The organism is Enterococcus sp. DIV0682 (genome assembly GCF_051712685.1).
Lineage (GTDB): Bacteria > Bacillota > Bacilli > Lactobacillales > Enterococcaceae > Enterococcus > Enterococcus faecalis.
Window position 1 is genome coordinate 1,510,490 of the sequence record NZ_JBIOPK010000001.1, and the last position, 23,071, is coordinate 1,533,560.

The following is a 23,071-nucleotide window of genomic DNA, read 5'->3' on the forward strand; positions in this document are numbered from 1 at the left end:
TGACTATTAACAAAAAAGAAGCTCTTATCGGAAAAAAAGTACCTTCAGCTAAAGGTACTTTTGTTCACTAATTTATTCTTTATAGGCATACTTATATGTGCTCGTTGCACCGAAGTTATGATACTGAATACCTTTGACACCTGGTCGTACAAGCTGACTACGGGCCTCTTGGTATAAAGGAATTAAAGCGGCATCTTCTTCCACCAAGACTTTTTCAGCTTTAATTAATGTTTGCCAACGAGTTTCAGGATCATTTGCGTATTTAGTTGTTGCTTCTTCAATTAGTTGATCAAACGTTGGGCTAGAATAGTTCATACGGTTACCACTAACTGAGCTTTCTAAGAAAGTCATTGGATCCTGATAATCGGGTCCCCACATGCCAACAGACAATTCATAATCCCCTTTTCTCATTAATTCAATCGCATTATTTAAAGGAACTGTTTTGACATTAATAGTGAGACCAGGCAACGTTTCTTGTAACTGGCCTTGGATAAATTCAGCAACTTTTCGGTCACTATCACCATCTCTTGAAAGAAGTTCAATGGCTACATCTCCGTTTAACTCTGCTTTTGCTTTATCTAAATACTCTTTGGCTTTTTTGGCGTCTGTTTTGACAAGGGCGCCTGCTTCTTGACGAAAATCTTCATTCGTTTCTGGGTTATATACAAATTTTTCTGGAATGTACCCATAAATTTCTTTTGAGCCATCTGCTAAAATATTATCGACTAAACTTTTTTTATCCAAAGCATAAGCTAAAGCTTTGCGGACATTCTCATTTGCAAAAATGGATGGTTTTTCGTTTCTTTTTTGGTTTAAACGTAAGGAATATACTTTTGACCGTTCGATTGCTTCATAGTCTGGGTTGTCTCGATTTTGTTTAGCAAAATCTCCTGTTAAGACAGCCACATCTAATTCACCTGATTCGTACAAATTATAAACGGTATTGGTTTCTTTAAGAACTTCAAAATGAATCGTTTCTGATTTTACTTTTTCTTTATCGTAATAGTCGGGATTACGCACAAAATCCCACGACATCGCTGACTGATCCCAATTTTTCATTAAAAACGGACCATTAGATACAATCATTTCACTAGAAGTGCCATAGGCTTGTCCTTTTTCTTTCACGAATGCTTCGTTTTGTGGGAAAAATGGAGAAAATGCCAATAAGGACGTAAAATATGGTACAGGCTTTTCCAAAGTAACCTCCAAAGTATAATCATCAAGCGCTTTGACACCCAATTCCTCTGGTGCTTTTTCCTCTTTTGTAATAGCTGTTCCGTTCAGAATCGTTCCTTCTAACAAGAAAAAGTAATTGGCTTGGTTTTTGGGATTCGCTAATTTACGCCAAGCAAAAACGAAATCATTGGCTGTGACAGCATCACCATTGGACCACTTGCCATCTTCTCTTAGTTTAATGGTATATCGTTTGCCATCCTCAGAAATTTCTGGCATCTCTTTAGCAGCAGCTGGTATTAGTTGATCTTTTTCATCCAATTGATATAACCCTTCAAAGACATTGGACTGTGCGTTAATACTGGCTTCATCTTGTGTAAAAATAGAATCCATTGAACCGATTTCCGAGTTCTCCATTAAATTTAAAACTTTTTTCGAGACACTGGTTTTCTCAGTTGCTTTCTCGTCTCTTTTTGTTTCTGCTGTTGTGCCACAACCTACCAAGACCGTACTAACAAATAACATAATCCCCATCATTTTTAACTTTTTCATACTATTCCCCCTATGTGTCAATCAAACGGTAACTCTTCCATGGAAAGCCGTTCTTGCGAAACTATCAAGCATGCGTAGGGCAAGCCCTCATTTTCGTACTCAAATTCTCCCCGCTGGTTGTCAATTGGGTCTGCACGCAATTGCATTTTTGCCGGGTGAAAGTCTGCCTGGATCTCACTATTTGCGACCATTCTAAAAACATCTAAATTGCCGAAATAATGATTCCACCGCTGTCTATCCCCGTCTCGGTAAGCACCTCCGCCAAAAGATAAATCCGCAAAGAGCCAGCCGTACGGTTCTATATAAAATTGTGCCCAATCATGACAGCCTGTATAATGTGTAGAAACATATAATCCCGATTGCCATTTGGCTGGTATCCCTGCAATCCGACAAAGCGTGATAAACAAAATCGCTTGCACGCCGCAGTCACCTTTTAAATTAGTTGCAGCATACTCTGAAATATTGGTAATTGTAAAATATTCACGCATGAAAGAATAATGAATCTTTGTCGTCACAAAGTCATAAATCAAGCGTGCCTTTTTTAAGGGATTACTTTCATCGCCCACAATCTCATCTGCTAAATTTCTTAAATAAGGCGTGAATCGAATATGCGGTAACTGTTCCTCCAAATCAAAGCTTGGTTGCATTTTGTCTACGTTACTTTCTTCTAACTGTTGGTAAACCATCCGATTAACATAACAATATTCAACTGTAAACGTTTGATTTTCTTTTAAGATTGTTTCAAAACACAGTGTTCGTTGAGGCGCATCTTCTGCCGCAATATAGGTTTCCTCAGGTGACGTAGCTAGGATTTCAATTTCTGATTGTTGTTGACACGCTTTGGGCAGCGGCAAATGGACACGAACACGCTCACCTGGACGCTCAAATTCTTTTTTCACCTGAATGGTGGCTTTAATTGTTGTTTTCACTTTTCTACCACCGTTTTTTTGCATTTGTTCGATGTTCTCTTTTAGTTCTTTTTTGCGGAGAATTTCTAATTGATTGCTTTCTGCTTCCCACAAACGTGCAACATATGCCGCATTTGTTTTAATTAAATTGGCCAAAAATCGAAGTTGGAAATACGGTTCACCGTCAATATAAACCCAGTCCACTAATCCCGTTTCTTTTAAACGAATTAATTCCTCTGTTTGATAATCCTGAAAAGTGTCTCTCATCATTTGATCAGCTTTTGCAAAGCTATGAGGATACTCATTCATACGCATCATTTTAATGACATCTTTTTCAATTATCAAACGTTCTTTTAATGCCTGCGGAAGTTCTTTTGTCAACCAAAAATCAATGGCAATATCCGCACTTGCAAAATCGCCAAATTCTTTCACCCTTTGAATTTCCTCAGGCAAAGGAACACTAAGATACTTTAAATCATACTTCATTTGCTTTACTCCTTTTTTAATGAGAAATGCCTAATCCAGCTGCTTCTCCTAATTCCAATAATGGTTTTGCTTCTAAGGATACGCCCCCAGTTACGGGCGCAGTTTCTAAACCGAATGTCGCATCTAAATCTGCTCGTGTGATATTCTTTTGAGCAGCAGCTAAATGGGCAGCAGCCGTGATGCCAATGGTTGTTTCTTCCGCCATGCAACCAATCATGCATTCGATGCCTGCTGTTTCACAAATCTGATTAATTTTCAGCGCTTCATGAATGCCGCCACACTTCATTAATTTTATATTGATAACATCGACTGTGCCTTTTTTAACTAATTCCAACGCATCTTGAGCATCAAAACAGCTTTCATCAGCCATAATTGTCGTATTAACTTGTGAAGTAACGTATTTTAGACCTTCTAAATCGCGTCTTTTAACTGGCTGTTCCACTAATTCAATTTGATAATCTGCTAATTCTTGAATCGCTTTAACTGCATCTTTGGGCGTCCAAGCCTGATTCGCATCTAAGCGGAGCTTGATATCAAAGCCAACTGCTTCACGAATCGCTTTTACTCTTGCGATATCAGCTTCAATTCCTGTTCCGACTTTAATTTTTAATGTATCAAAACCTAGTTTGACTTTTTCGACGGCTTTTTGTGCCATCACATTTGGTTCATCAATACCTAGTGTAATATCCGTTATTACTTGGTTATCATAGCCGCCTAACAATTGATAAAGAGGCAGTTGAGCTTTCTGACCCATCAAATCATAACAAGCAATATCGATTGCTGCTTTTGCCGCTGGAGCGAAAGCAGATATTTTATCCATCACTTCATGAATTTTCTCAATATTAAAGGGGTTTAAGCCAATGATTGCTTGGCCAAATAATTCGATCGTTTCAAGCGTGCCAGCCAACGTTTCACCGGTAATAAAAATGCCTGGCCCTCCTTCTCCATATCCAACTAATCCCTCTTCTGTTTCAATTTCCACAATTGCACTATCCGCTGATTCTATCGTCCCCAAAGCGATCGTAAATGTTTCTTTCAGTTTAATTTTCGATGCCCTAACATGTACCTGCTTAATTTTCATAAAATCCTCCCTTTGATATTTCCAATTGACTGAAAATTCAGTTTTTTAAAAATATCCAAAAATTAAATTTAGATTGTTATCGATCATTCTAAACTCATTGTTTTCTAATGTCAACAAAATAATGAGATTTCAATTAAAATAAAATGAATTTCGAATTTTATGAGCTTTTTTAATAAATCAGTAAATTCCATGGCATGTGAGATACTTCTCATTTACAAACATTCTTAAAAAAGGTATGATAGTAAAGAGGCAACTTGCAAAGGAGTAGAAGACGAATGAGTGAACAACCTCAACAACGTTCAACCGAAGAAGTTGAAGCAATTAAAGAAGATATTTTAACTGCATTAGAAACAGTGATTGACCCTGAATTAGGCATCGATATTGTTAATTTAGGACTAATTTATGAAGTTGAATTTGCAGAAGAAACTGGTGATACTGTCATCAAAATGACCTTAACCACAATGGGTTGTCCGTTAGCAGATGTTTTAACAGAACAAATCCATGGTGTTTTAAAAGATATTCCTGAAGTGAATAATATCGAAGTAAAATTAGTCTGGTACCCTGCTTGGACAACGGATAAAATGAGCCGTTACGCACGAATTGCTTTGGGTATTCGCTAGTTATTTCGAGACTAATGATAAAAAACATATGAAAGAACCGATTGGTCCGTTCTTTCATATGTTTTTTTGTTTGTTTAATTTACTTATTTGAAAAAAACTACCTGATACCATCAATACTTGGCCTTTTCCAAATTTTTGCTACTGGATGGAAGTCTAATAAAAACTGTAGCTGCGTTCCACCGAAGCCTGACGCTCCAGCAAACATGATATGAAAAGTGAGCCCTCTATCCATAATCAGATACCCTGTATCCAGCACGCCATTTCTTTCATAAAACTGATAACGTTTTTCTCTTTGGGCTTCATTCGCTGCATTTTTGCCAATTTCTTCACTCTCCAAAAGAACCCCCTTAGGATAACGTGTCTTCAATAACGCTAACACGGTTGAACCTAATCGTTGGTTTCGGTGGTGCTGATCAATTGCAAAGAAAAAGACATAAGTTGATTCAGGTGCAATTGGACTATTTAACAAAATCCCCACGTTCTCATCCGCCTCTTGAATAACAAACAAATGAAATTTTCCTGCTTGAGAAGACGTCAATAATTGATCAAACGGCAGTCTCTCTTCTTCTGGAAAAGCTTCTATGTAGGTTGCTTCCCAATAGGCTTGATTTCCTTGATTTAATAATGTGAATTGCATAAAAGCTCCTTTCTAAAATGATTGCTTCGTACTAATAACTTTTGTTACGTACATAAGACCTAAAAGTTATTTAAACATGCGACTGGTTAGCCCTATACGCAATTATTTTTTGATACTAATCTAGTAGTTTAATCGTTCTCTGTTCCTGAGTCAATAAAAGAGCACACGATTCGAGTCTTTCAACGTTTAGTGAAAAGTCGATTCTTATTTCATTACAACCGATTCACTATTCGCTGCCCTCTTTTTTCTATTCGTTGATTTACTTGAACTAAATATTCATTTATCTCCTCTATATTCTGAGGTAAGATAAACGAGTCTTTTTTCAAATGATTTTTCCATAGCGCTATTGGTTGATACTGTTCATTTAAAAATGGTTGCATCTCATACGTATGAACGTAGCTTTCCCATGAATGAAATGAAGCTAAAAATATCGAAAGTTGTTCTAAGGAATAATCCCAATAATCTTTAAACGATAAACTTCTTCCACTGTTAAATCCTAGTGGAACTACTGTAATGTTTCCAATTGAATGGGTAAGTTCGGCAAAACGCTTTAATTGTGGGTCCTGATGGACTCGATCAAATTTAGTAAAATTGTCGAGAAGGAATTCATTCCATGTATATTTTTTGGGTACAGGATTTGGTAAATAGTCAGGAAAAGCTTGGTCAAAATAAGTTAAATATCGGTCCGAAATCACAGCCGATGCCCCGGAATCATGAGGCGGATACTTGCTATTTACTGCAAGCAAATTCTGTTCAGAAGGTTTTTCTAAATAGCTTTCTTGATTTTCCCCAATTACTTCCGCTGGTCTAAAGAAATCGGGATAAACAAGTTGTAACATAATTTTATACGTTGTCCAAAATGAGTTCATAATATCTTTGTGCACGGTCGCCTTCCCAGTTAACTTTAAAAAAACATCCTCCACAACCTCGTACTTTTCAATATGGACATTCGATGTTCTAGCTTTTAAAATATTTTTAACTGGCTGCTGTTGGTCATACTCTTGACCCAAAAGCAACTTCTTTAAATCATCTTTCGCTGAAATTGTCTTAACTGTAATCTCCGCCACTTTGAATAACTCCCATCCTATGATTTTCTCTATATTCTTTTATATTATTATACTAGAAAAACGCTCCCTCCTGCCCTTTTTTAATCAACAAATCATCAATTAGAAAACACCAACGAAACAGAAGTGCAACACTAGCATGCGAAAAAATGCGATCGGTAACTTATTTTTTAGACACTCTGTGTGTTTCGTATAGTCGAGGCTGGTTGCGTGTATTTTTTTCAAGAAAATTGAGAACAGCTATGGTATAGTCAAAACTACGATTATTTCAAACACGGAGCGACAGTTTATGGAAATGTACCAAGTAATTAGATATTTTTTAAATGAAATGGAGAAAAAGATTTGGCATGCCTTGTTAACATTAGTACTTTTTTGTCTTTATATTTCCATTTTTGATGTTCCTTTTACAATTAAAAATACATTCATCGGCAGACTACTTTTCCCGAAAGCTTTTATGAACGCAGGAAGTGCGAATCTGATTTTTTATTTGATTAGTTTTTTTGGTTTTTTATGGTCAATTTTCATTTTTGCTTATCTATTGAATAAGACACGCCTCAAATTATTAAATAAAACCTTTCCTTATCTTTTGGAAATATTAGAAGTCTGTATTTTGCCTTTAGTGATTCTTTTTGCTTACATTTATATTTATTTGCGGGTCCATGGCGAAGGTTTCAGCTATATACGAGAATCTCTTTTACAGCAAGAGTTAACTTATTCAATGAAATGGTTTCTTTGCCTTGGTAGTTTGGCGCCGTTATTTTTCTTTTTAAGCACTTTAAATTTAGCTAAACGAGTCAGACAAAAAAAAGACATGGAATCATGAAAATCCATGTCTTTTTTAGTCGGATGTTGTTTTTACTGCAGGACAGTTTTCTTCCAAAAATTCAAAAATACTACTGTAATAATTTTCAGGTTCGTAGACACTTGAAGATAAATGTGGTGCTTTAGCAACAATGAGACCTTTTTTTATCCCCTGAGTTGCCGCTAAATTTTCTTCAAACATTGTCATTGGAACAAAGCGATCACCTGTACCGTGAATAAAAAATGTCGGCAACGTATTTTTGTGTAATTGTCTCACGGAAGAAGCGGTTTTCAATTGAAAGCCATAGTTATTTAATGCTAATTGATTAGCAATCGTTAAAATAGGAAAAGCGGGTAAATGAAAAGATTCATGTAGGACGTATTTAAATTCATCATAGACAGAAGTATAGCCACAATCCACTATTAATCCGCGGACATTCGTTGGTAACTTTTCACCACTTGCCATCATGACAGTAGCCGCTCCCATGGAACCGCCCACTAAAATAATTTCTGCTTCCATATCAATGGCAAGAACTTCACTAAGCCAACTTAATAAATCTAACCGATCCAGCCATCCCATCCCAATTTTATTACCTGAACTTTTCCCGTGCGCACGCAAATCGGGAACTAAAACATTGTAGCCTTCTTCTGCAAAACGTAATGCAGTATATGCCATATCGCGTTTTCCGTTTGAACGATAACCATGCACACAAATCGCCCAACGATGGTTATCTGGATAAGGAATAAAGCACCGTGCATACAATGTTTCATCTTTAATTTTCAACCAACGATCTTCAGCAAAAGACTCTGTCCAAAAAGCTTCGCCTTCTTGTTTTTGTTGTTCTTCTATTTTTGTATATCTTGTTTCACGTTCTTGAAAATTATCAGGATTTAATAACCGATGCCCTTTTTTATGATACCAAGGGTTGTCTTTAAGCAACGCAATTTTCAAAAAATAATTGGCAATGTAAACAGAAAAAACAACGCCAATCATTGCAAAAATGATCAGTAACCCGAGGAGCCATTTCATCTGCAAATCACACCCTCTTCTAAAGTATTTCCTTCTTCATTTAATATACTATGGATTTTTCATTTCTGAAAGAAATCACCCTCACATTTTGTTATTTTTTGAAAAAAAGCAGCCGTCTCAAAAAGAGGCGGCTACTTTTAATCTATCAACAATCCAACGTTGTCATATCTTCATATGTCTCACGGCGAGCAACTAATTTTGCTTGTCCATCTTCGACAAAAACCACCGCTGGTCGAGGATTTCGGTTGTAATTACTTGCCATTGAATAACCGTAAGCCCCCGTACTACTAATGGCCAATAAATCCCCTGCTTTAACTTCTGGCAATAAAATATCTCGAAGTAAGACATCTCCTGATTCGCAATATTTACCAACCACTGTGACTTTCTTGACTGAATCATGTCCCTCACGATTCGCTAGAAAACCATCATAAACTGCTTGATACAAAGCAGGCCGTATATTATCACCCATGCCACCATCTACGGAAACAAAATGACGAACACCAGGAACCTCTTTTTGCGCGCCAACTGTATATATCGTTGTGCCCGCTTCGGCAATTAAACTGCGGCCTGGTTCAATCCAAAGCTCAGGCAGTGGATACCCTAATTGTTCACAATGACCTTTCAAGGAATAAACAATTTTTTCAACAAATGTTGCTGGTGCTAATGGCTCATCTTGCTGCGTGTACTGCACACCAAAACCACCACCCATATTTAAAACACGTGCTGTAAATTGATGGACTTGCCGCCAGTCTTCTAAAATAGTGAACATTTTTTCAACAGCAGCTAAAAAGCCTTCCACAGCAAAAATTTGCGAGCCAATATGGCAATGGACCCCTTGCACATCAAAAGAGGGATTTGATAAAAGGCGAACGAGCGCTTCTGTTGCCTGGCCACTTGCAACATCAAAACCAAATTTTGAATCTTCTTGGCCTGTCAAAATGTAATCATGTGTTTCTGCATCCACACCAGGACTCACCCGAAAAAGAACTTTTTGTGTTTGGTTTCGTGTAGCTAATAATTCTTCCAACAAGTCAATTTCGTAAAAATTATCAATGACAATTGTACCTATTTTGTTATCCAAAGCATAACGTAATTCTTCAGGGGTTTTATTATTTCCATGGAACTCAATTTCCGCTGGCTCCATGCCCCCTTTTAAAGCTGTGAATAGTTCTCCACCAGAGACAACATCACAAGCAATATCTTCTTCCTTTAACACTTGATAAATAGCTAAACAACTAAATGCTTTACTTGCATAAACCACTTTATTTTTGATACCTAATTGATTTAACGTTTGTTTAAAACCACGTGCCTGCGCGCGAATATGAGCGACATCATAAACAAATAACGGCGTCCCGAATTTTTGCGCCAACTTTACGGTGTCACAACCACCGACTTCTAAATGATTTTCCCGATTCATTTTTGCTGTACCAAATAACATGTTTTCCCGCCCCTTCATTTTGTTTTATTAAAAATCATAGCATAAAACCCAGTAGCTTCCTATAATTTTCCACATTTTTCTCTGACTTTCTCCTGTTGCTTTTTTTCGCCAAATAGCCTACAATAATTGGCATATGAATAAAAAACCTTTATTATCAAGACTTTAATCTTTTAAACAAAAATTGGTATATACGAAAAAGAAAGAAGGCAGATGACTTGGCTACACTGAACCGCGATCAACAAATTGAAGAAATTATTAATTTGGAAGCAATTTTGAATTTACCGAAAGGAACAGAACATTTTGTCAGTGATTTACATGGTGAATTTGAAGCTTTTGACCATATTTTAAGAAATGGTTCTGGGCGAATCCGAGAAAAAGTTCAATTTTTATTTAAACAAGAATTAAATGCCCATCAGATGGACGAGCTTTGTTTTATTATCTACTATCCAGAAGAAAAATTAACACTTTTAGAAAATGAAAGCGCCCTCTCTTATGAATGGTGGCTATTAACGATTCGCCGTCTGGTTGAAATCGTCCGTTCTTCTTCGATGAAGTACACACGTTCTAAAGTTCGCAAAGCCCTTCCTGAAACCTATGGGTATATTCTCGAAGAATTGATTTATCAATATGATGAAACAACAACCAAAAACGGTTACTATCAACAAATTATTGAAAAAATTATTTTACTAGGTGAAGCCAAACGTTTCGTGACAGAATTAGCTTATCTAATCCAACGTCTGATTATTGATCACCTACATGTTATTGGTGATATCTATGATCGGGGGCCAGCACCAGATAAAATTATGGACCGATTAATGTCCTATCACTCCTTGGATATTCAACTAGGCAATCACGATATGATTTGGCTGGCTGCTTATAGTGGTTCACTGGCTTGTTTAGCCAATGTAGTACGTATTTGTGCTCGCTATGGAAATTTAGATTTGTTAGAAGAACGTTATGCTATCGATTTAACCGCCTTAAAAAAATTTAGTTTAGAAACATATAAAGAAAATCCTGCTTTTGCACCCAAGAAAAATCCCTATCGTGCGTTAACTGAAGCTGAAAAACAAGTAGCGATGCGTGTGCAACAAGCCATTGCCATTATTCAAGAAAAACTAGAAGGCCAAATTATTGGTCGACGCCCTGATTTTAACTTGGCACATCGGCTACGCTTAGATAAGATTCAAGGGGAAACTATTACTTTTGACGAATGTCGTTATACATTAATTAACAGCTGTTTCCAAACCGTTTCTGAAGAGCAGCCTTACCAATTAACACGTGAGGAAAAACAGATAATTGATGATTTATTAACGCAATTTCAGTCTTCACCGCGGTTAACAAAACACATGCACTTTCTAATGGAAAAAGCTTCTCTTTACCTTGTGTATAATCAAAATTTATTGATTCATGGCTGTCTGCCTCTGAATGCGGACGGTACTTTTCAAGCTTATACATTTAAAGGCCACTCCTATTCAGGAAAAGCTTTAGTTGACTTCTTTCAGGAAATGTTAGAAGAAGCTTATGCTCAGCCTGCTAGTACAGATGACTATGCAACAGATTGTTTATGGTATCTTTGGTGTGGCGAAGGTTCCTCATTATTTGGCAAACGAGCTATGAAAACCTTCGAGCGTTATTTTCTCGCTGAAAAAGAAACACATTACGAAGAAAAGAATCCTTATTACTCTTTGCGTGATACGGTTGAAGTTTGTGAAAGAATCCTAGATGAATTTGAAGTGACTGGTGAAAATCGACATATCATTAATGGCCATACACCAGTTAAACGAACAAAAGGCGAATCGCCAATCAAAGCAAATGGCACGCTTCTCGTAATTGACGGCGGCTTTTCAAAATCTTATCAGACAATTACTGGAATTGCTGGTTATACATTGTTGTACAACTCGTTTGGTTTACAACTGACCGCGCATAAATCTTTTTCTAGTAAAGAAACAGCCATTTTAAATAATCAAGACATTCATTCCATCAAACAAGTCATCGATCGTCCCTTACAGCGGCTATTGGTGAAAGATACCACTATCGGCAAAGAGCTATTAAAGCAATCGCAAGCACTCCAAAAACAAATGAAACAAAACCAGTAGTGCCGTTAAAAAGACGCTTGCGCTCTTATCCGAAAAATGATTAAATGGAGGAGTTGAGAAAATATCTATTAGAGAAACGGAAAGGGTTTTACATTGAAGAAACAGCAACTCTCACTATACGGCATCATTTTCTTTCTTTGCTTTTTCCTAATTGTGGGCTTCTTCTTCTCAAGTCTTGGCGAAGATTATGCCAAAGAATCTGAACAAAAAGTTACAATTGATTCCGCCAAACATGAGAAACATACGAAAGACAAGGAAGAAAACAATTCAGCAAATACAGTATTTTTTGATAAAATAAATGACCTGCTCGTCGCTTCTGTCAAAGAATTTGAAGGAACGGTCGGGATTAGTTATTTGGATTTAGAAACTGGCGAACAACGTTCCGTGAATGGCCAACATGAATTTTATACAGCTAGTACTATTAAAGTGCCACTGACGATGCTAGTCGCCGACACGGTTGCTTCTGGTCAAAAAAAATGGACAGACCTGATTCCCTATAACGCCGAAGAAGATTATGAAGAAGGAACTGGGATCATTGCCTATAATATCCAACCAGAATATCCATTAAAAACGTTACAAGAATATGCCATCACCTATTCTGATAATATCGCTAAAAATATGCTCTATGACACATTGGGTGGTGATGCAAAAGCAAAACGAGAAATGTATCAGCGTTATTTGCACAAGACACCTTCGATTGAAGAGCCACAATTTTCTTCGGAAGATGCGCTTGTTATTCTACAAAAATTATATACTGAAAAAGCAACAAAACCAGATTACCAAGCGATTTATGATTCTATGAAACAAAGTGTTTTCCATGAAAGAATGGAAACTCCCACAACTCAAGGAAAAGTTGCTCATAAAATTGGTTCCTATGATGAATTTATTCATGATATGGGGATTTTAGAAACACCTCACCCCTTTGCTTTAGCAATTTTTACGAAAGGACCTGATAATGCTAAGAGTGCTGCGTTTATTGCTTCAGTGACAGATAAGTTATGGCAATTACAGGTGTCTGAATATCCTAATCAATAACAGTTAAAAAATACCCTTGGTTTATTAAGTCGACTTAATAAACCAAGGGTATTTTTATTGTTTGTTATTATTATCCGTTTGTACAGACAACAACTTCGTAAAACGTTCTGCCAACATTTGGTGGGCATCAATTTTTTTGGTTCCTTGTGCTTTTGCTGCAAAACTAGCAAAGTTTAAGCCAGCCCCAAATAGTTGTAACGCACCGTTGCCTAAATCTCCCTTTTTAAGAGCTTCAAGCCCATCTTCGATAAATTGGTTACTTTCATCTAAATGACACTCAGGAAGATATTTCACGCCGTGATGATATCGTTTTACATTCAGAATGATTTGCTTCGCGGCTTCTTCTGAAATAGCCGCTCCCAAGTTTAACAGTAGCTCATTGATTGGTTCCACCAAGCGAGCATAGTCACTTTCGTACTTTTGACAATTCAGTGCAATCGCTTTGCGGCGTTCTTCATTTTTCATTTTTTCCACTCCCTTTTTTATTAAAAACGAGCACGAAAGCTACCAACTGGCTTCGCACTCGTTTTTTCTAACCATTAATTTTCTTTGTTCATGCTTTTAATTTTAATTAAACGTGTAATTTCGCCACGTTCATTTTCTTCTAATTTCATTTGAATGTAGTAAATTGTTTCTTCTAATTGCGGAATCGTCATATACTCTAAGGCGTTGACACGACGACGCGTTTTTTCAATTTCTTTTGATAATAATTGGCACGTCTTTTCAACATTTGCAAGTGCTAATAATTTCGGTAAAATGCTTGAAATTTTAGCAAAAGCTTGATCAAGCTCGCTGTTTGAATTCACGTAGCCATAATCTAAGGGTGCTTCTTGAACCGATTCATCGTAATCAAAAATCATTTTAGGAACTGGCACACTTAAGATGTTCTGTTCAATAATTTCTAATTCAACTTTTTCGGCTGGAATTGCCACTAACTCTTCAATAAAGGCTTCGTTCAACGTTGCGTTTGCCAATACAAAATTTGATAACGCATCCGTCACTTCTTGTTCAACCTGAATACGTAATTCATTGTTTTCTTTGACTAGCGCAATAAACCGTCGCATCAATTCATCTTGTTTGTCTTTCAGCAACTTATGACCTCTCGTGGCCGTAGTTAATTGTTTTTTCAATCGGGAAAGTTCCATACGGGTTGGATTAACATTTAATCGAGCCATTTTTCTACTTCCCTTCAGTTAAATATTGATCGAGCATATCCTCTTTAATTCGTTTTAGTTCTGTTCTCGGTAGCATACTTAATAGTTCCCACCCAAGATCTAACGTTTCTTCAATCGAACGGTTTGTATCGAATCCTTGGTTGACATATTCTTCTTCAAAACGTTGGGCAAAAGCTGCGTAAATTTTATCGACATCGGAAAGAGCTGATTCTCCTAAAATGACAGCTAATTCTTTGGCTTGTTTCCCTTGTGCATAGGCTGAGAACAATTGATTCATCGTCGCTGCATGATCCCCGCGCGTTTTGCCTTCGCCAGTTCCTTTGTCTTTAAGACGGGAAAGTGATGGCAATACATCAATTGGTGGCTGGATACCGCTCTTATATAGTTCCCGGGACAAGATAATTTGCCCTTCTGTAATATAGCCAGTTAAATCGGGAATTGGATGTGTTTTATCCTCCTCTGGCATTGTTAAAATAGGAATCTGTGTTACGGAACCTTTTGAGCCACGAATTCGGCCTGCCCGTTCATACAACGTTGCTAAGTTCGTGTAAAGATAACCTGGGTAACCACGACGTCCGGGAACTTCACGGCGTGCTGCTGAAATTTCTCGCAACGCTTCGCAATAATTGGTCATATCCGTCATGATAACTAAGACATGCATGCCCTTTTCATAAGCTAAATATTCAGCGGCTGTCAAAGCCATTCTAGGTGTTGCAATCCGTTCAATGGCTGGATCATTCGCTAAGTTCATAAACAAGACTGAACGATCAATTGCGCCTGTTTGACGGAAATCTTCCATAAAATATTCCGCTTCTTCAAAGGTAATCCCAATGGCCGCAAAAACTACGGCAAATTCTTCTTCACTATTTAACACGTTGGCTTGTCTGGCAATTTGTGCCGCTAATTCTTTATGAGGTAAGCCAGATGCTGAAAAAACAGGTAATTTTTGACCACGAACTAAGGTATTTAAATGGTCAATCGCTGAAATCCCTGTTTGGATGAACTCATCGGGATAATCACGAGCAACTGGATTGATAACTTCGCCGTTAATATCTAATTTTTTCTCAGGTAATAATTCTGGTCCATTATCTTTTAAGCGACCTAAGCCGTCAAAAACGCGCCCCATCATATCTGGCGAAACCCCTAATTCTAAAGGATGTCCCAGAAAGCGAACTTTTGAATCACGAATATTGATGTTACTCGTTCCTTCAAATATTTGGACCATCGCTTTGTCTCCATTGATTTCTAAAACTTGCCCTTGGCGAATTTCGCCATTTTGCATGCGTACTTCAATTAATTCTTCGTACTTTACGCCTGCCACTTTTTCAACAATCATCAGAGGACCAACGACTTCATTGATTGTGCGATATTCTTTAATCATTCGTCATTCCTCCTTCAGCAATGATTTCTTTTATCGTTGTTTTAATTTCTGCTTGTAAACGATCCAATTTTTCTAATTCTTCTTCTGGTAAATACTTGCTACGAGCAATGCGATCACGGATTTCAACTGTTCCCGCCATTAACTCAGAGAAATAAGTGCCTAAACTTAAGGCTTTTTGACCTTCTTCACCAAAAGTTAGAATCAATTGCAACATTTTCGCTTGTTTGGTTCGAGAAGTGAACGTATCCACGTCATCAAAAGCATTTTGTTGCAAATAGTCTTCCCGTAATGATTTGGCTGTTTCCAACGTTAAACGGTCTTTATCCGACAAGGAATCAATCCCAACCAAGCGAACAATTTCTTCCAGTTGAGATTCCTCTTGTAAAATCCGCATCCCTTCAGCTACCATAGCGGCCCAGTTTCCTTGCAATTCCAAGTCTAAATATTGCCCTACTTCTGTGGAGTAAAGAGAATAACTTTGCAACCAGTTAATAGAAGGAAAATGACGCTTTTGTGCTAATTGAGAATCTAAGCCCCAGAATACTTTAACAACGCGTAACGTATTTTGGGTGACAGGTTCTGATATGTCCCCACCAGATGGCGAAACCGCACTAATCGCTGTAATGCTTCCTTCACGATGATCTTTTCCTAACGCGATGACTTGTCCTGCTCGTTCATAATATTCAGCTAAGCGACTACCTAAGTAGGCTGGATAGCCTTCATCACCAGGCATTTCTTCTAACCGGCCACTCATTTCTCGTAACGCTTCTGCCCAACGAGAAGTAGAATCCGCCATAATTGCGACTGAGTAACCCATATCACGGAAATATTCTGCAATGGTAATCCCTGTATAAATCGAGGCTTCCCGTGCCGCTACCGGCATATTTGACGTATTCGCAATTAAAATCGTCCGATTCATCAAAGACTCACCAGTTGTTGGATCAATTAATTCTGGAAATTCATTTAAAACATCTGTCATTTCATTCCCGCGTTCCCCACAACCAACGTAAACGACTAAGTCGACATCGGCCCACTTGGCAATTTGGTGCTGAACGACTGTTTTTCCAGCGCCAAATGGTCCTGGAACTGCTGCCGCTCCGCCTTTCGTAATTGGGAAAAAGGTATCAATTACGCGTTGTCCGGTCACCATCGGTACTTTGGGACTTAGTTTTTCTAAAATGGGACGTCCCCGCCGAACGGGCCATTTTTGCATCATGCTAAAACTTTCTGTTCCTTTAGCCGTTTCCACTGAATAAACTGTTTCATCAATGGCAAAATCCCCTGCTTTAATTTCGGCAATCGTTCCTGAAACGCCGAAAGGCACCATAATTTTATGTTGAATAATCGCTGTTTCTTGAACCACACCGACGATGTCACCTGCCGACACTTCTTCACCAACTGCCACAGTCGGTTCAAACGTCCATTTTTTCTCACGATCTAACGCATCAATTTTAACGCCACGGCCTAAAAAGTTACTGTGGGTTACTTCTTGAAATGTATCCAATGGTCGTTGAATACCATCAAACATTTCGGCAATTAAACCTGGGGCTAATTCAACAGATAATGGTTCTCCTGTTGAAATAACTGGTTCTCCTGGTCCAATGCCTGTTGTTTCTTCATATACTTGAATCGAAGCGACGTCGCCTCGCATTTCAATAATCTCTCCGATAACGCCTAAATCTCCTACATGACAAATGTCTTGGATACTAGCATCTGACATGTTTTCAGCTAAAATCAAAGGACCTGAAACTTTGACAATTTTTCCAATTTGCACGCTCATTCTCCTTTGCATTATAAAATATTTTGTCCAATTGCTTTTTCAACATTTTTTTCAATCTCACTTAAACCGATTCCGATTGTACCATTATGACTTGGGATTAAAATAATCGCTGGTGTCACTTGTTCTTTGTATCGTTCAATCGTTTCTTCTGCTAAAGTAGAGGCTTCTTCCGTTATGAAAATGACCCCAAACTTATTTTTTGCCATAGTTTCAATGGCTTCTCTAACTTGCATTTCTGAAATGGCATGATGGACCTCAAAGCCAAACAGTTTAAATGGTAAGATTGAATTTTTGTCTCCAATGACACCAATTTTATACCCCATTGACTTTTCGCATCCTTTCTCGAATTTTTTCATTTGAAAACCCACTATGTTTTCCGACCAAAATTAAACGCAAATTTTTCCATTCAACTTCTTTCGCATTCAAAAAGGCTAGTAATGGGAGCGGCCCAAAAGCGACCGTTCGACCGTTTTCATACATTGAGGTCAGGTAATCATCTTTGAGTTTTTCAAAAGCCAATAAATTTAATTCATTGGTTTCTTTATTGATAATCTTTTCTAATAGTTGTCCGTAATTCGTTGTTCTGACAAATGCTGTAAATTCTACAAGTGACTTTTCCGCATAGGTCAACAGTTCTTTCTTTGAGAGACTGCCAGCGCTAGAAAGCACGGTTGATAAAAAGTTACTGTTTTGATGTTGAACAATCCCTCTAGCCATCGTTGATAGATTGGTTAAATCAATAAAAGCGATGACTTCCTTCGTTAACTCTTCATAGCCCAATTCATCCGCCAATTTTCGTTGTTGCTGTAAAAATGCTCGATCATAAAGGATATCAATTGCTTGTGGTAAACCGCCCTCTTCCAGATAGGCAAAAACATCACGAATCACTTCTAATAATGCTGGCTCAAGTTCGGAAGAGTTTTTTGTATGAATGGCACTTTTGACTGTGTTTAGAGAATAACGACCATCCTCTAAATAAAGATAATCAAAATCTTTACCTGTTTGCTCAGCTTTCGTCAAAATTTTCAAGTTATGGAAGGTAAAACGCATCGTATACAACGTTACTACAGCTGGTTCTGGAGCCATTTCATATAACCAGCGATAAAGATTTCCCAGCGCTTCAGAAGAATGGTAGTCAAATTTTTCTTCAAAAGTTTCGGTTAAATAAGGTTGATAAACCGTACTTTTTAACATATTTTTAACGTCTTCAACTGTTTCCGCTTCTAAAAGTTGTTGAAACTGTTGCTCAGAAAGCAGCTCCGTTTCTTTTAAACGAATCAGCGGATTAATTTGATGATACGTTGGTTTTCTCATGCTACGTCCTCCCTTCTTAACTGAAAAGTTTTTCTGCTACTTTAAAGCCTTCTGTTTTTTGAATCTCTTCAACTAATGCTGAAAAGAGAAAATTATAATCCAAACCGTCTTTTGCAACGATAAAGCCACTTTCTTTTGGAACAACTTCCTCTGAAAGCTCCCATTGAACAGTAGCATCAGAAAGGGCGGTCAGCCATTCTTGCGTCACTTTCGTTTGAGAATACTCTCCTAAAAGAATGGTCGCTTTTCCTGTTAATTCAAGTGAACCTAATTGTGCTTTCATGAATTGTTGAAATTCTTCCGCTGACCATTCACTCATCTTTAAGACCACTTCGTCAAATAATTGGTTAAGATATGCTTGTTTTTTATTTAATGCATCCTGACGAATTTCTAGTGTTTGCCGTTGTTGGCGTTGTTTAAATTCTTTTAATAATTGTTGTTGTCGTTTTTCTATTTCATGTTCTTGCTTCAGCAAAATTTCTTGTTGTGCTGCTTGGAATTCTTGATCGATGCGCGTTTGTTCACTGGTGACATAGGCTTCGACTTCTTGCTTTCCTTGCTGCTTAATTTCACTGATGATTTTTTCAATGGCATCCATCCATCTGCCTCCTCAATTATTTGACGTTCAATACAAGTAAGAAGGAAATTACGAACCCTAAGATGGCATAAGTTTCAACCATGGCAGCATAGATAATTCCTTTTGTTGCATGTTCTGGTTTCTTCGCTAAAATTTGAATCCCCGCAGCGGCCACACGACCTTGGGCAATCCCAGAGAACAATCCTGCAAAAGCAATTGGTAAAGCTGCTACAAAATAGTTCAACCCTTGAACCATACTCATATCGTTTCCTAAGTTAATATAAATTAAGAAAGCAATAACGAAACCGTATAGTCCTTGTGTACCTGGTAATAACTGTAAAATTAACGCTTGACCAAATTTTTCTGGCTGCTCCGTCGTTAAAGCTGCTGCTGCTTCCCCAGTAAAGCCAACCCCTTTGGCTGATCCAATCCCAGCAAAAATTGTCGCCATCGCCATTCCTAATACTGCAAAAACAATTCCACCATTATTATTAATTAAGTAATCCATCATCTCTATTTTCCTCCAATAAATAATTTTCTATTTTTTCTCAACATTGACATACTTTTCTTTTGTTTTTAGCGGATTAAACGCCCGGCCACCGCCTGTGTAAAATTTTCCAAAGAACTCAACATATTGCAAACGTGCGCCATGAACATAAGCACCTAATAACGATAAGAATATGTTTAACGCATGTAAAACAATTAACAGCAAGATGCCCACGCTAAAACGGGCAACTGGCGGCATGAACTCTACGAGCATATTAAACGCTGAAGCAATACTTCCCCCAGCAATTCCTAACGCCATCAAACGTGTATAACTAACTAAGTCACCGACATAACCTGTCACGCCGTATAGTCCATACAGTCCTTTGGCTAAACCTTTTAATTTGGCCTTCGATTGAATCATTGGAATCACAATAATTGCAATGGCAGAAAGACTAGCTAAAATTGCACCTGCTGTAAATAAGCCTTCATTTTTAACCACTAATTTACCAACGACTAACAATGCTAAACCAAACAAAATCCCTAACCAAGCGTAACTTTCGTTAATACTATCTAAATAGCGCTTTTGTTTTGATAACTGAATCCCATTAATCATTAAACCGACAACCAATTGGATAAACCCAAAAATAACCGATAAAATAAGAATCGTATTTACATCTTCGGTCGTTGATAAAATCGGAAATGGTGATTTGATTCCAAACATTATTGGCGGTAATGCTGCACCGAAAAACGAACCGTAAATGAAGCCCCAAATAATTGTTGGAAATGATAAAATCAAGAAAAAGTCGGCAAAACGTTTCATGCCTCTCGGTAAAACAAATGCTTTCAGAGCAATAATAGACAAGAGTAGCATCAGTAAGCCATAGCCAATATCCGCTACCATCATACCAAAAAAGACTAGATAAAACGGCATCATCGCAGGTGTCGGATCAACTTCTTCATATTTTGGTAAGCTATACATCTCTGTTAACATTTCAAACGGCTGCACCAATTTATTATTCGCTAATTTAACTGGTATATCCGTCTCAATTTCCGCCTTCGTAGGATTTTCAAAAGTAAGAGCTATTTCGTCCTTAGGAACTTTTTCTTCAATCGCTGTCAAAATCTCGGCTTTTTCTTCGACTGGAATCCACGTTTGCAAGATGAAAAATGATGAAGCATTTAACAAATGTTGACGTGCTTGTTCTCTTTGGATAACCGCCAATAAGACTTCTTCAGCCAAGCAAAACGTTTCATAGAAATCATGATAAGAAGCCAGTTGTTGCTTTAAGGTTTTTTCTTCTTTTTGTAAAATTTCATATCGTTCTTTGACTTGTTGATATGCCTCTTTAGGCGGAACATCATAACGGTATTGGAGTGGTTCAAAACTATATTGGTTTAATAACTCGGTTACACTCTGCTGATGTTCCTTCAGGTAAACGAGTGTAAAGTAACTATGATGCATACTTTGATAAATTTCTTCAAAATAAACCGTTGGCCATTGAGACAAAGCGCTCAAGAAACTGGCTTTATTGGCTAGATTTATCGAACCATGAACGACATGACTACTTTTTAACTGCTGTTTGTGTGGTAGAACATCCAGATATTGCCAGCGGCCTAATAATTCTTCTTCTGCTTCTAACCCTTGACGATCCGTTTGAATTTGTTTCAAAGATTCTTGAATATTCTTTAATTCCGTCAAATAGCTTTGTAATGTTTCTTCATCAAAAGTTTGTTCCAACTCTTCCAAAGTATAGACTTTTCTTTTTATCTTTAACCCTTTTCCTGAAGAGCGTGTCAAAAATAAAAGAAGCTCTTGCAATTGTTGTAGCATCGTTTCATATTTACGTAGCTGTTCAGTTGACTGTTCTGCTTGTAAAAAAGAATATTGACTCTTTAAGGCTTGTTCTTCTTCAGGCGAATGAAAAATCCGTTTTACTTCGACAATTTGCAAGCCTTGAATGGCTTGTAGAATTGCTGCTTCTTTTTCGGCAGCGGCAATTATTGTCATTTTTTCCATTTTACTAACTGCCATAAACGTCTTTCACCCTCTCAATAATTGAATCAATGACTTGTTCTTTGTTCGCTTCGTAACGTTCGTGAAGCGCTTGTTCAGTGCGCTTTGTTTCATCTAAAAGTTGTTCTTTTTCAAGTTGTAACATCTTTTCTTGCGTTGCTAGTGAATCCGTCAGCACTTTTTCAACAGCTTCTTCACTCTCTTGACGTAGTTTAGCTAAACGTTCTTGCTTCTGTTCTTCATATAAACGACAATTCATCTTAGCTTGTTGCCGATGCTCTTCCACCGCATCTTCCGCTGCCTTGATTTGCTCTAGTACTTCTTGTACCATTGTCTCCACCTCCTTAGTTTTTACACCTTTAGCATATAAGAAAAAGGACTAGCGAAATAGAGATACGCTCAGCCCTTTTGTTTTAGGTATGCAAAAAGGCGCAAACTCAAAAATTGTTCTTCTCACCCCTTGAAGAACTGAATCCTTGAAGCTTTCGCCCAACCATTCTTTATTCAATACTCTACCATCTTAGCAAAGTTTTTCGCAAAATTCAATACTTACCCAAATGAATTAAAATAACAAATTTTCACTTTTATAATAGGTAATAAAAAGGCATTATTTTTTTCGCTTTATAATTATTGATCTTGAATTTTTTTCACATAGATGTGCTATACTTACGTAAACAATTAAATTTATTTGGAGGGATCTCTGATGAATATACGATATATTTCAATCTCTGGTAATACACGCTCATTTGTTCAACGTTTAACAGCTTATGCTGAAGAGCAACATCAGCAAAACGAAAAAAATCCTACGATTACTTTCAAAGAAATTTCGGAAAATTCTCCGTTAGAAGTAGAAACAGAACCATTTTTTACTTTTGTGCCTACCTATTTAGATGGTGGCGATGGCATCAACAACGGCAATACCGAAATTTTAACAGAAGTCATGCGAGAATATCTTGCTTTTGAAAATAATTATCGTTATTGCTCTGGCGTGGTGGGCAGCGGCAATAAAAACTTTAACCACCAATACTGCCTGACAGCTAAACAGTATGCGGAACAATTTAACTTCCCCTTCTTAGCTGACTATGAATTAAGAGGTACCCAAGCGGATATTGAACGAATTTATGCTATTTTAAAGGAAAACCAATAAGCAAGTTTCATTACTAAAAAGCTCACCTATGATAGACTACATTTTGAGGTGAAGAAAAATGAGAAATACATGGTTAGCAGAACAACTTCAGTCAATCAGCGAAGAACCCAATTCTTTTATTATCGAGGAAACCATCAAATATATTGAACAATTAGAAGATGATAATGAAAGTCTTCAAGTTGCATTGGAAGGAACTATTTGGAGTCCTAAAAAATGGAACGAACCATTGGAAAAATAATTTAAACAGAAGAAAAGAGCCAGAAACGTAAGTGTTTC

The 23,071-nt window shown here is 37.4% G+C and carries 23 protein-coding genes and 1 other annotated feature; of the genes, 6 read left to right on the forward strand and 17 right to left on the reverse strand.

Going from position 1 to position 23,071, the window contains the following annotated elements; all coding sequences use genetic code 11:
• Positions 1–72 precede the first annotated feature (72 nt).
• Genes IGK96_RS07245 through IGK96_RS07255 form a run of 3 tightly spaced genes read right to left on the reverse strand, consistent with a single transcriptional unit; the run spans position 73 to position 4,200 of the window.
• Entirely contained in the window at positions 73–1,725 is a 1,653-nt protein-coding gene (locus IGK96_RS07245; RefSeq protein WP_002398278.1) for a peptide ABC transporter substrate-binding protein, read from the reverse strand.
• A gap of 17 nt (positions 1,726–1,742) precedes the next feature.
• Complete coding sequence (locus tag IGK96_RS07250; protein WP_085443348.1) at positions 1,743–3,119, reverse strand: transglutaminase-like domain-containing protein; 1,377 nt, start codon at positions 3,117–3,119, stop codon at positions 1,743–1,745.
• A 16-nt stretch (positions 3,120–3,135) separates the two neighbouring features.
• On the reverse strand, positions 3,136–4,200 hold the full coding sequence (locus IGK96_RS07255) for a dipeptide epimerase (protein WP_002377472.1): 1,065 nt from the start codon (positions 4,198–4,200) through the stop codon (positions 3,136–3,138).
• Positions 4,201–4,475: 275 nt separating this feature from the next.
• Between IGK96_RS07255 and IGK96_RS07260 the strand changes: the two genes are divergently transcribed.
• On the forward strand, positions 4,476–4,820 hold the full coding sequence (locus IGK96_RS07260; protein ID WP_002357660.1) for a metal-sulfur cluster assembly factor: 345 nt from the start codon (positions 4,476–4,478) through the stop codon (positions 4,818–4,820).
• 97 nt (positions 4,821–4,917) lie between these two features.
• Here IGK96_RS07260 and IGK96_RS07265 read toward each other — a convergent pair whose 3' ends face one another.
• Both IGK96_RS07265 and IGK96_RS07270 read right to left on the reverse strand, forming a co-directional pair.
• Positions 4,918–5,457 (reverse strand): GNAT family N-acetyltransferase, encoded by a 540-nt coding sequence (locus IGK96_RS07265; RefSeq protein ID WP_010775830.1) that lies wholly within the window; start codon positions 5,455–5,457, stop codon positions 4,918–4,920.
• Between the two features lie 212 nt (positions 5,458–5,669).
• Entirely contained in the window at positions 5,670–6,524 is an 855-nt protein-coding gene (locus tag IGK96_RS07270; RefSeq protein ID WP_010823661.1) for a hypothetical protein, read from the reverse strand.
• A gap of 286 nt (positions 6,525–6,810) precedes the next feature.
• Between IGK96_RS07270 and IGK96_RS07275 the strand changes: the two genes are divergently transcribed.
• Positions 6,811–7,344 carry a hypothetical protein gene (locus IGK96_RS07275; protein WP_002365632.1) on the forward strand — a complete coding sequence of 178 codons (534 nt, stop codon included), beginning with the start codon at positions 6,811–6,813 and terminating at the stop codon, positions 7,342–7,344.
• A 15-nt stretch (positions 7,345–7,359) separates the two neighbouring features.
• Here the strand turns inward: IGK96_RS07275 and IGK96_RS07280 are convergent, their stop codons facing one another.
• Together IGK96_RS07280 and lysA are read right to left on the reverse strand one after the other, a co-directional pair.
• A complete protein-coding gene (locus IGK96_RS07280) occupies positions 7,360–8,352 on the reverse strand; it encodes an alpha/beta hydrolase (RefSeq protein WP_015543720.1) in 993 nt (330 codons plus the stop codon).
• Between the two features lie 145 nt (positions 8,353–8,497).
• The gene (gene lysA, locus IGK96_RS07285; protein WP_161975017.1) at positions 8,498–9,808 is read right to left on the reverse strand and encodes a diaminopimelate decarboxylase; all 1,311 of its coding nucleotides are present in this window, start codon (positions 9,806–9,808) and stop codon (positions 8,498–8,500) included.
• A 197-nt stretch (positions 9,809–10,005) separates the two neighbouring features.
• Here lysA and IGK96_RS07290 point away from each other — a divergent pair, with 197 nt between their 5' ends.
• The gene (locus tag IGK96_RS07290; protein WP_016617947.1) at positions 10,006–11,886 is read left to right on the forward strand and encodes a fructose-bisphosphatase class III; all 1,881 of its coding nucleotides are present in this window, start codon (positions 10,006–10,008) and stop codon (positions 11,884–11,886) included.
• Positions 11,887–12,039: 153 nt separating this feature from the next.
• On the forward strand, positions 12,040–12,921 hold the full coding sequence (locus IGK96_RS07295; RefSeq protein ID WP_161975132.1) for a serine hydrolase: 882 nt from the start codon (positions 12,040–12,042) through the stop codon (positions 12,919–12,921).
• 54 nt (positions 12,922–12,975) lie between these two features.
• Here IGK96_RS07295 and IGK96_RS07300 read toward each other — a convergent pair whose 3' ends face one another.
• The 10 genes from IGK96_RS07300 to IGK96_RS07345 form a co-directional block, all read right to left on the reverse strand.
• Positions 12,976–13,386: a hypothetical protein gene (locus IGK96_RS07300; protein WP_002374910.1), complete on the reverse strand. Its 411-nt coding sequence runs from the start codon at positions 13,384–13,386 to the stop codon at positions 12,976–12,978.
• A 74-nt stretch (positions 13,387–13,460) separates the two neighbouring features.
• Positions 13,461–14,096, reverse strand: a complete 636-nt coding sequence (locus IGK96_RS07305; RefSeq protein WP_002357673.1) for a V-type ATP synthase subunit D — start codon at positions 14,094–14,096, stop codon at positions 13,461–13,463.
• A 4-nt stretch (positions 14,097–14,100) separates the two neighbouring features.
• Positions 14,101–15,477, reverse strand: a complete 1,377-nt coding sequence (locus tag IGK96_RS07310) for a V-type ATP synthase subunit B (RefSeq protein WP_002357674.1) — start codon at positions 15,475–15,477, stop codon at positions 14,101–14,103.
• Entirely contained in the window at positions 15,470–17,251 is a 1,782-nt protein-coding gene (locus tag IGK96_RS07315) for a V-type ATP synthase subunit A (RefSeq protein ID WP_010713426.1), read from the reverse strand. Before IGK96_RS07315 ends, IGK96_RS07310 begins: the two co-directional genes overlap by 8 nt.
• Before the next feature lie 17 nt (positions 17,252–17,268).
• Positions 17,269–17,580 (reverse strand): V-type ATP synthase subunit F, encoded by a 312-nt coding sequence (locus IGK96_RS07320; RefSeq protein ID WP_002357676.1) that lies wholly within the window; start codon positions 17,578–17,580, stop codon positions 17,269–17,271.
• Positions 17,570–18,571, reverse strand: a complete 1,002-nt coding sequence (locus tag IGK96_RS07325) for a V-type ATPase subunit (protein WP_002398269.1) — start codon at positions 18,569–18,571, stop codon at positions 17,570–17,572. Before IGK96_RS07325 ends, IGK96_RS07320 begins: the two co-directional genes overlap by 11 nt.
• A 16-nt stretch (positions 18,572–18,587) precedes the next feature.
• On the reverse strand, positions 18,588–19,169 hold the full coding sequence (locus IGK96_RS07330) for a V-type ATP synthase subunit E (RefSeq protein WP_002365627.1): 582 nt from the start codon (positions 19,167–19,169) through the stop codon (positions 18,588–18,590).
• 16 nt (positions 19,170–19,185) lie between these two features.
• A complete protein-coding gene (locus IGK96_RS07335; protein WP_002363905.1) occupies positions 19,186–19,659 on the reverse strand; it encodes a V-type ATP synthase subunit K in 474 nt (157 codons plus the stop codon).
• Between the two features lie 27 nt (positions 19,660–19,686).
• Complete coding sequence (locus IGK96_RS07340; RefSeq protein ID WP_010713427.1) at positions 19,687–21,666, reverse strand: V-type ATP synthase subunit I; 1,980 nt, start codon at positions 21,664–21,666, stop codon at positions 19,687–19,689.
• Positions 21,656–21,979: a hypothetical protein gene (locus tag IGK96_RS07345; RefSeq protein WP_002391201.1), complete on the reverse strand. Its 324-nt coding sequence runs from the start codon at positions 21,977–21,979 to the stop codon at positions 21,656–21,658. The genes IGK96_RS07340 and IGK96_RS07345 overlap by 11 nt, the downstream gene beginning before the upstream one ends.
• A gap of 116 nt (positions 21,980–22,095) precedes the next feature.
• Positions 22,096–22,143, reverse strand: a sequence feature (sodium ion sensor (DUF1646 type); this cis-regulatory element may regulate processes involved in with the transportation of sodium ions).
• Between the two features lie 208 nt (positions 22,144–22,351).
• Between IGK96_RS07345 and nrdI the strand changes: the two genes are divergently transcribed.
• The gene (gene nrdI / locus IGK96_RS07350) at positions 22,352–22,795 is read left to right on the forward strand and encodes a class Ib ribonucleoside-diphosphate reductase assembly flavoprotein NrdI (RefSeq protein ID WP_002396395.1); all 444 of its coding nucleotides are present in this window, start codon (positions 22,352–22,354) and stop codon (positions 22,793–22,795) included.
• A gap of 58 nt (positions 22,796–22,853) precedes the next feature.
• Entirely contained in the window at positions 22,854–23,033 is a 180-nt protein-coding gene (locus IGK96_RS07355) for a hypothetical protein (protein ID WP_002357684.1), read from the forward strand.
• Positions 23,034–23,071: the final 38 nt, after the last annotated feature.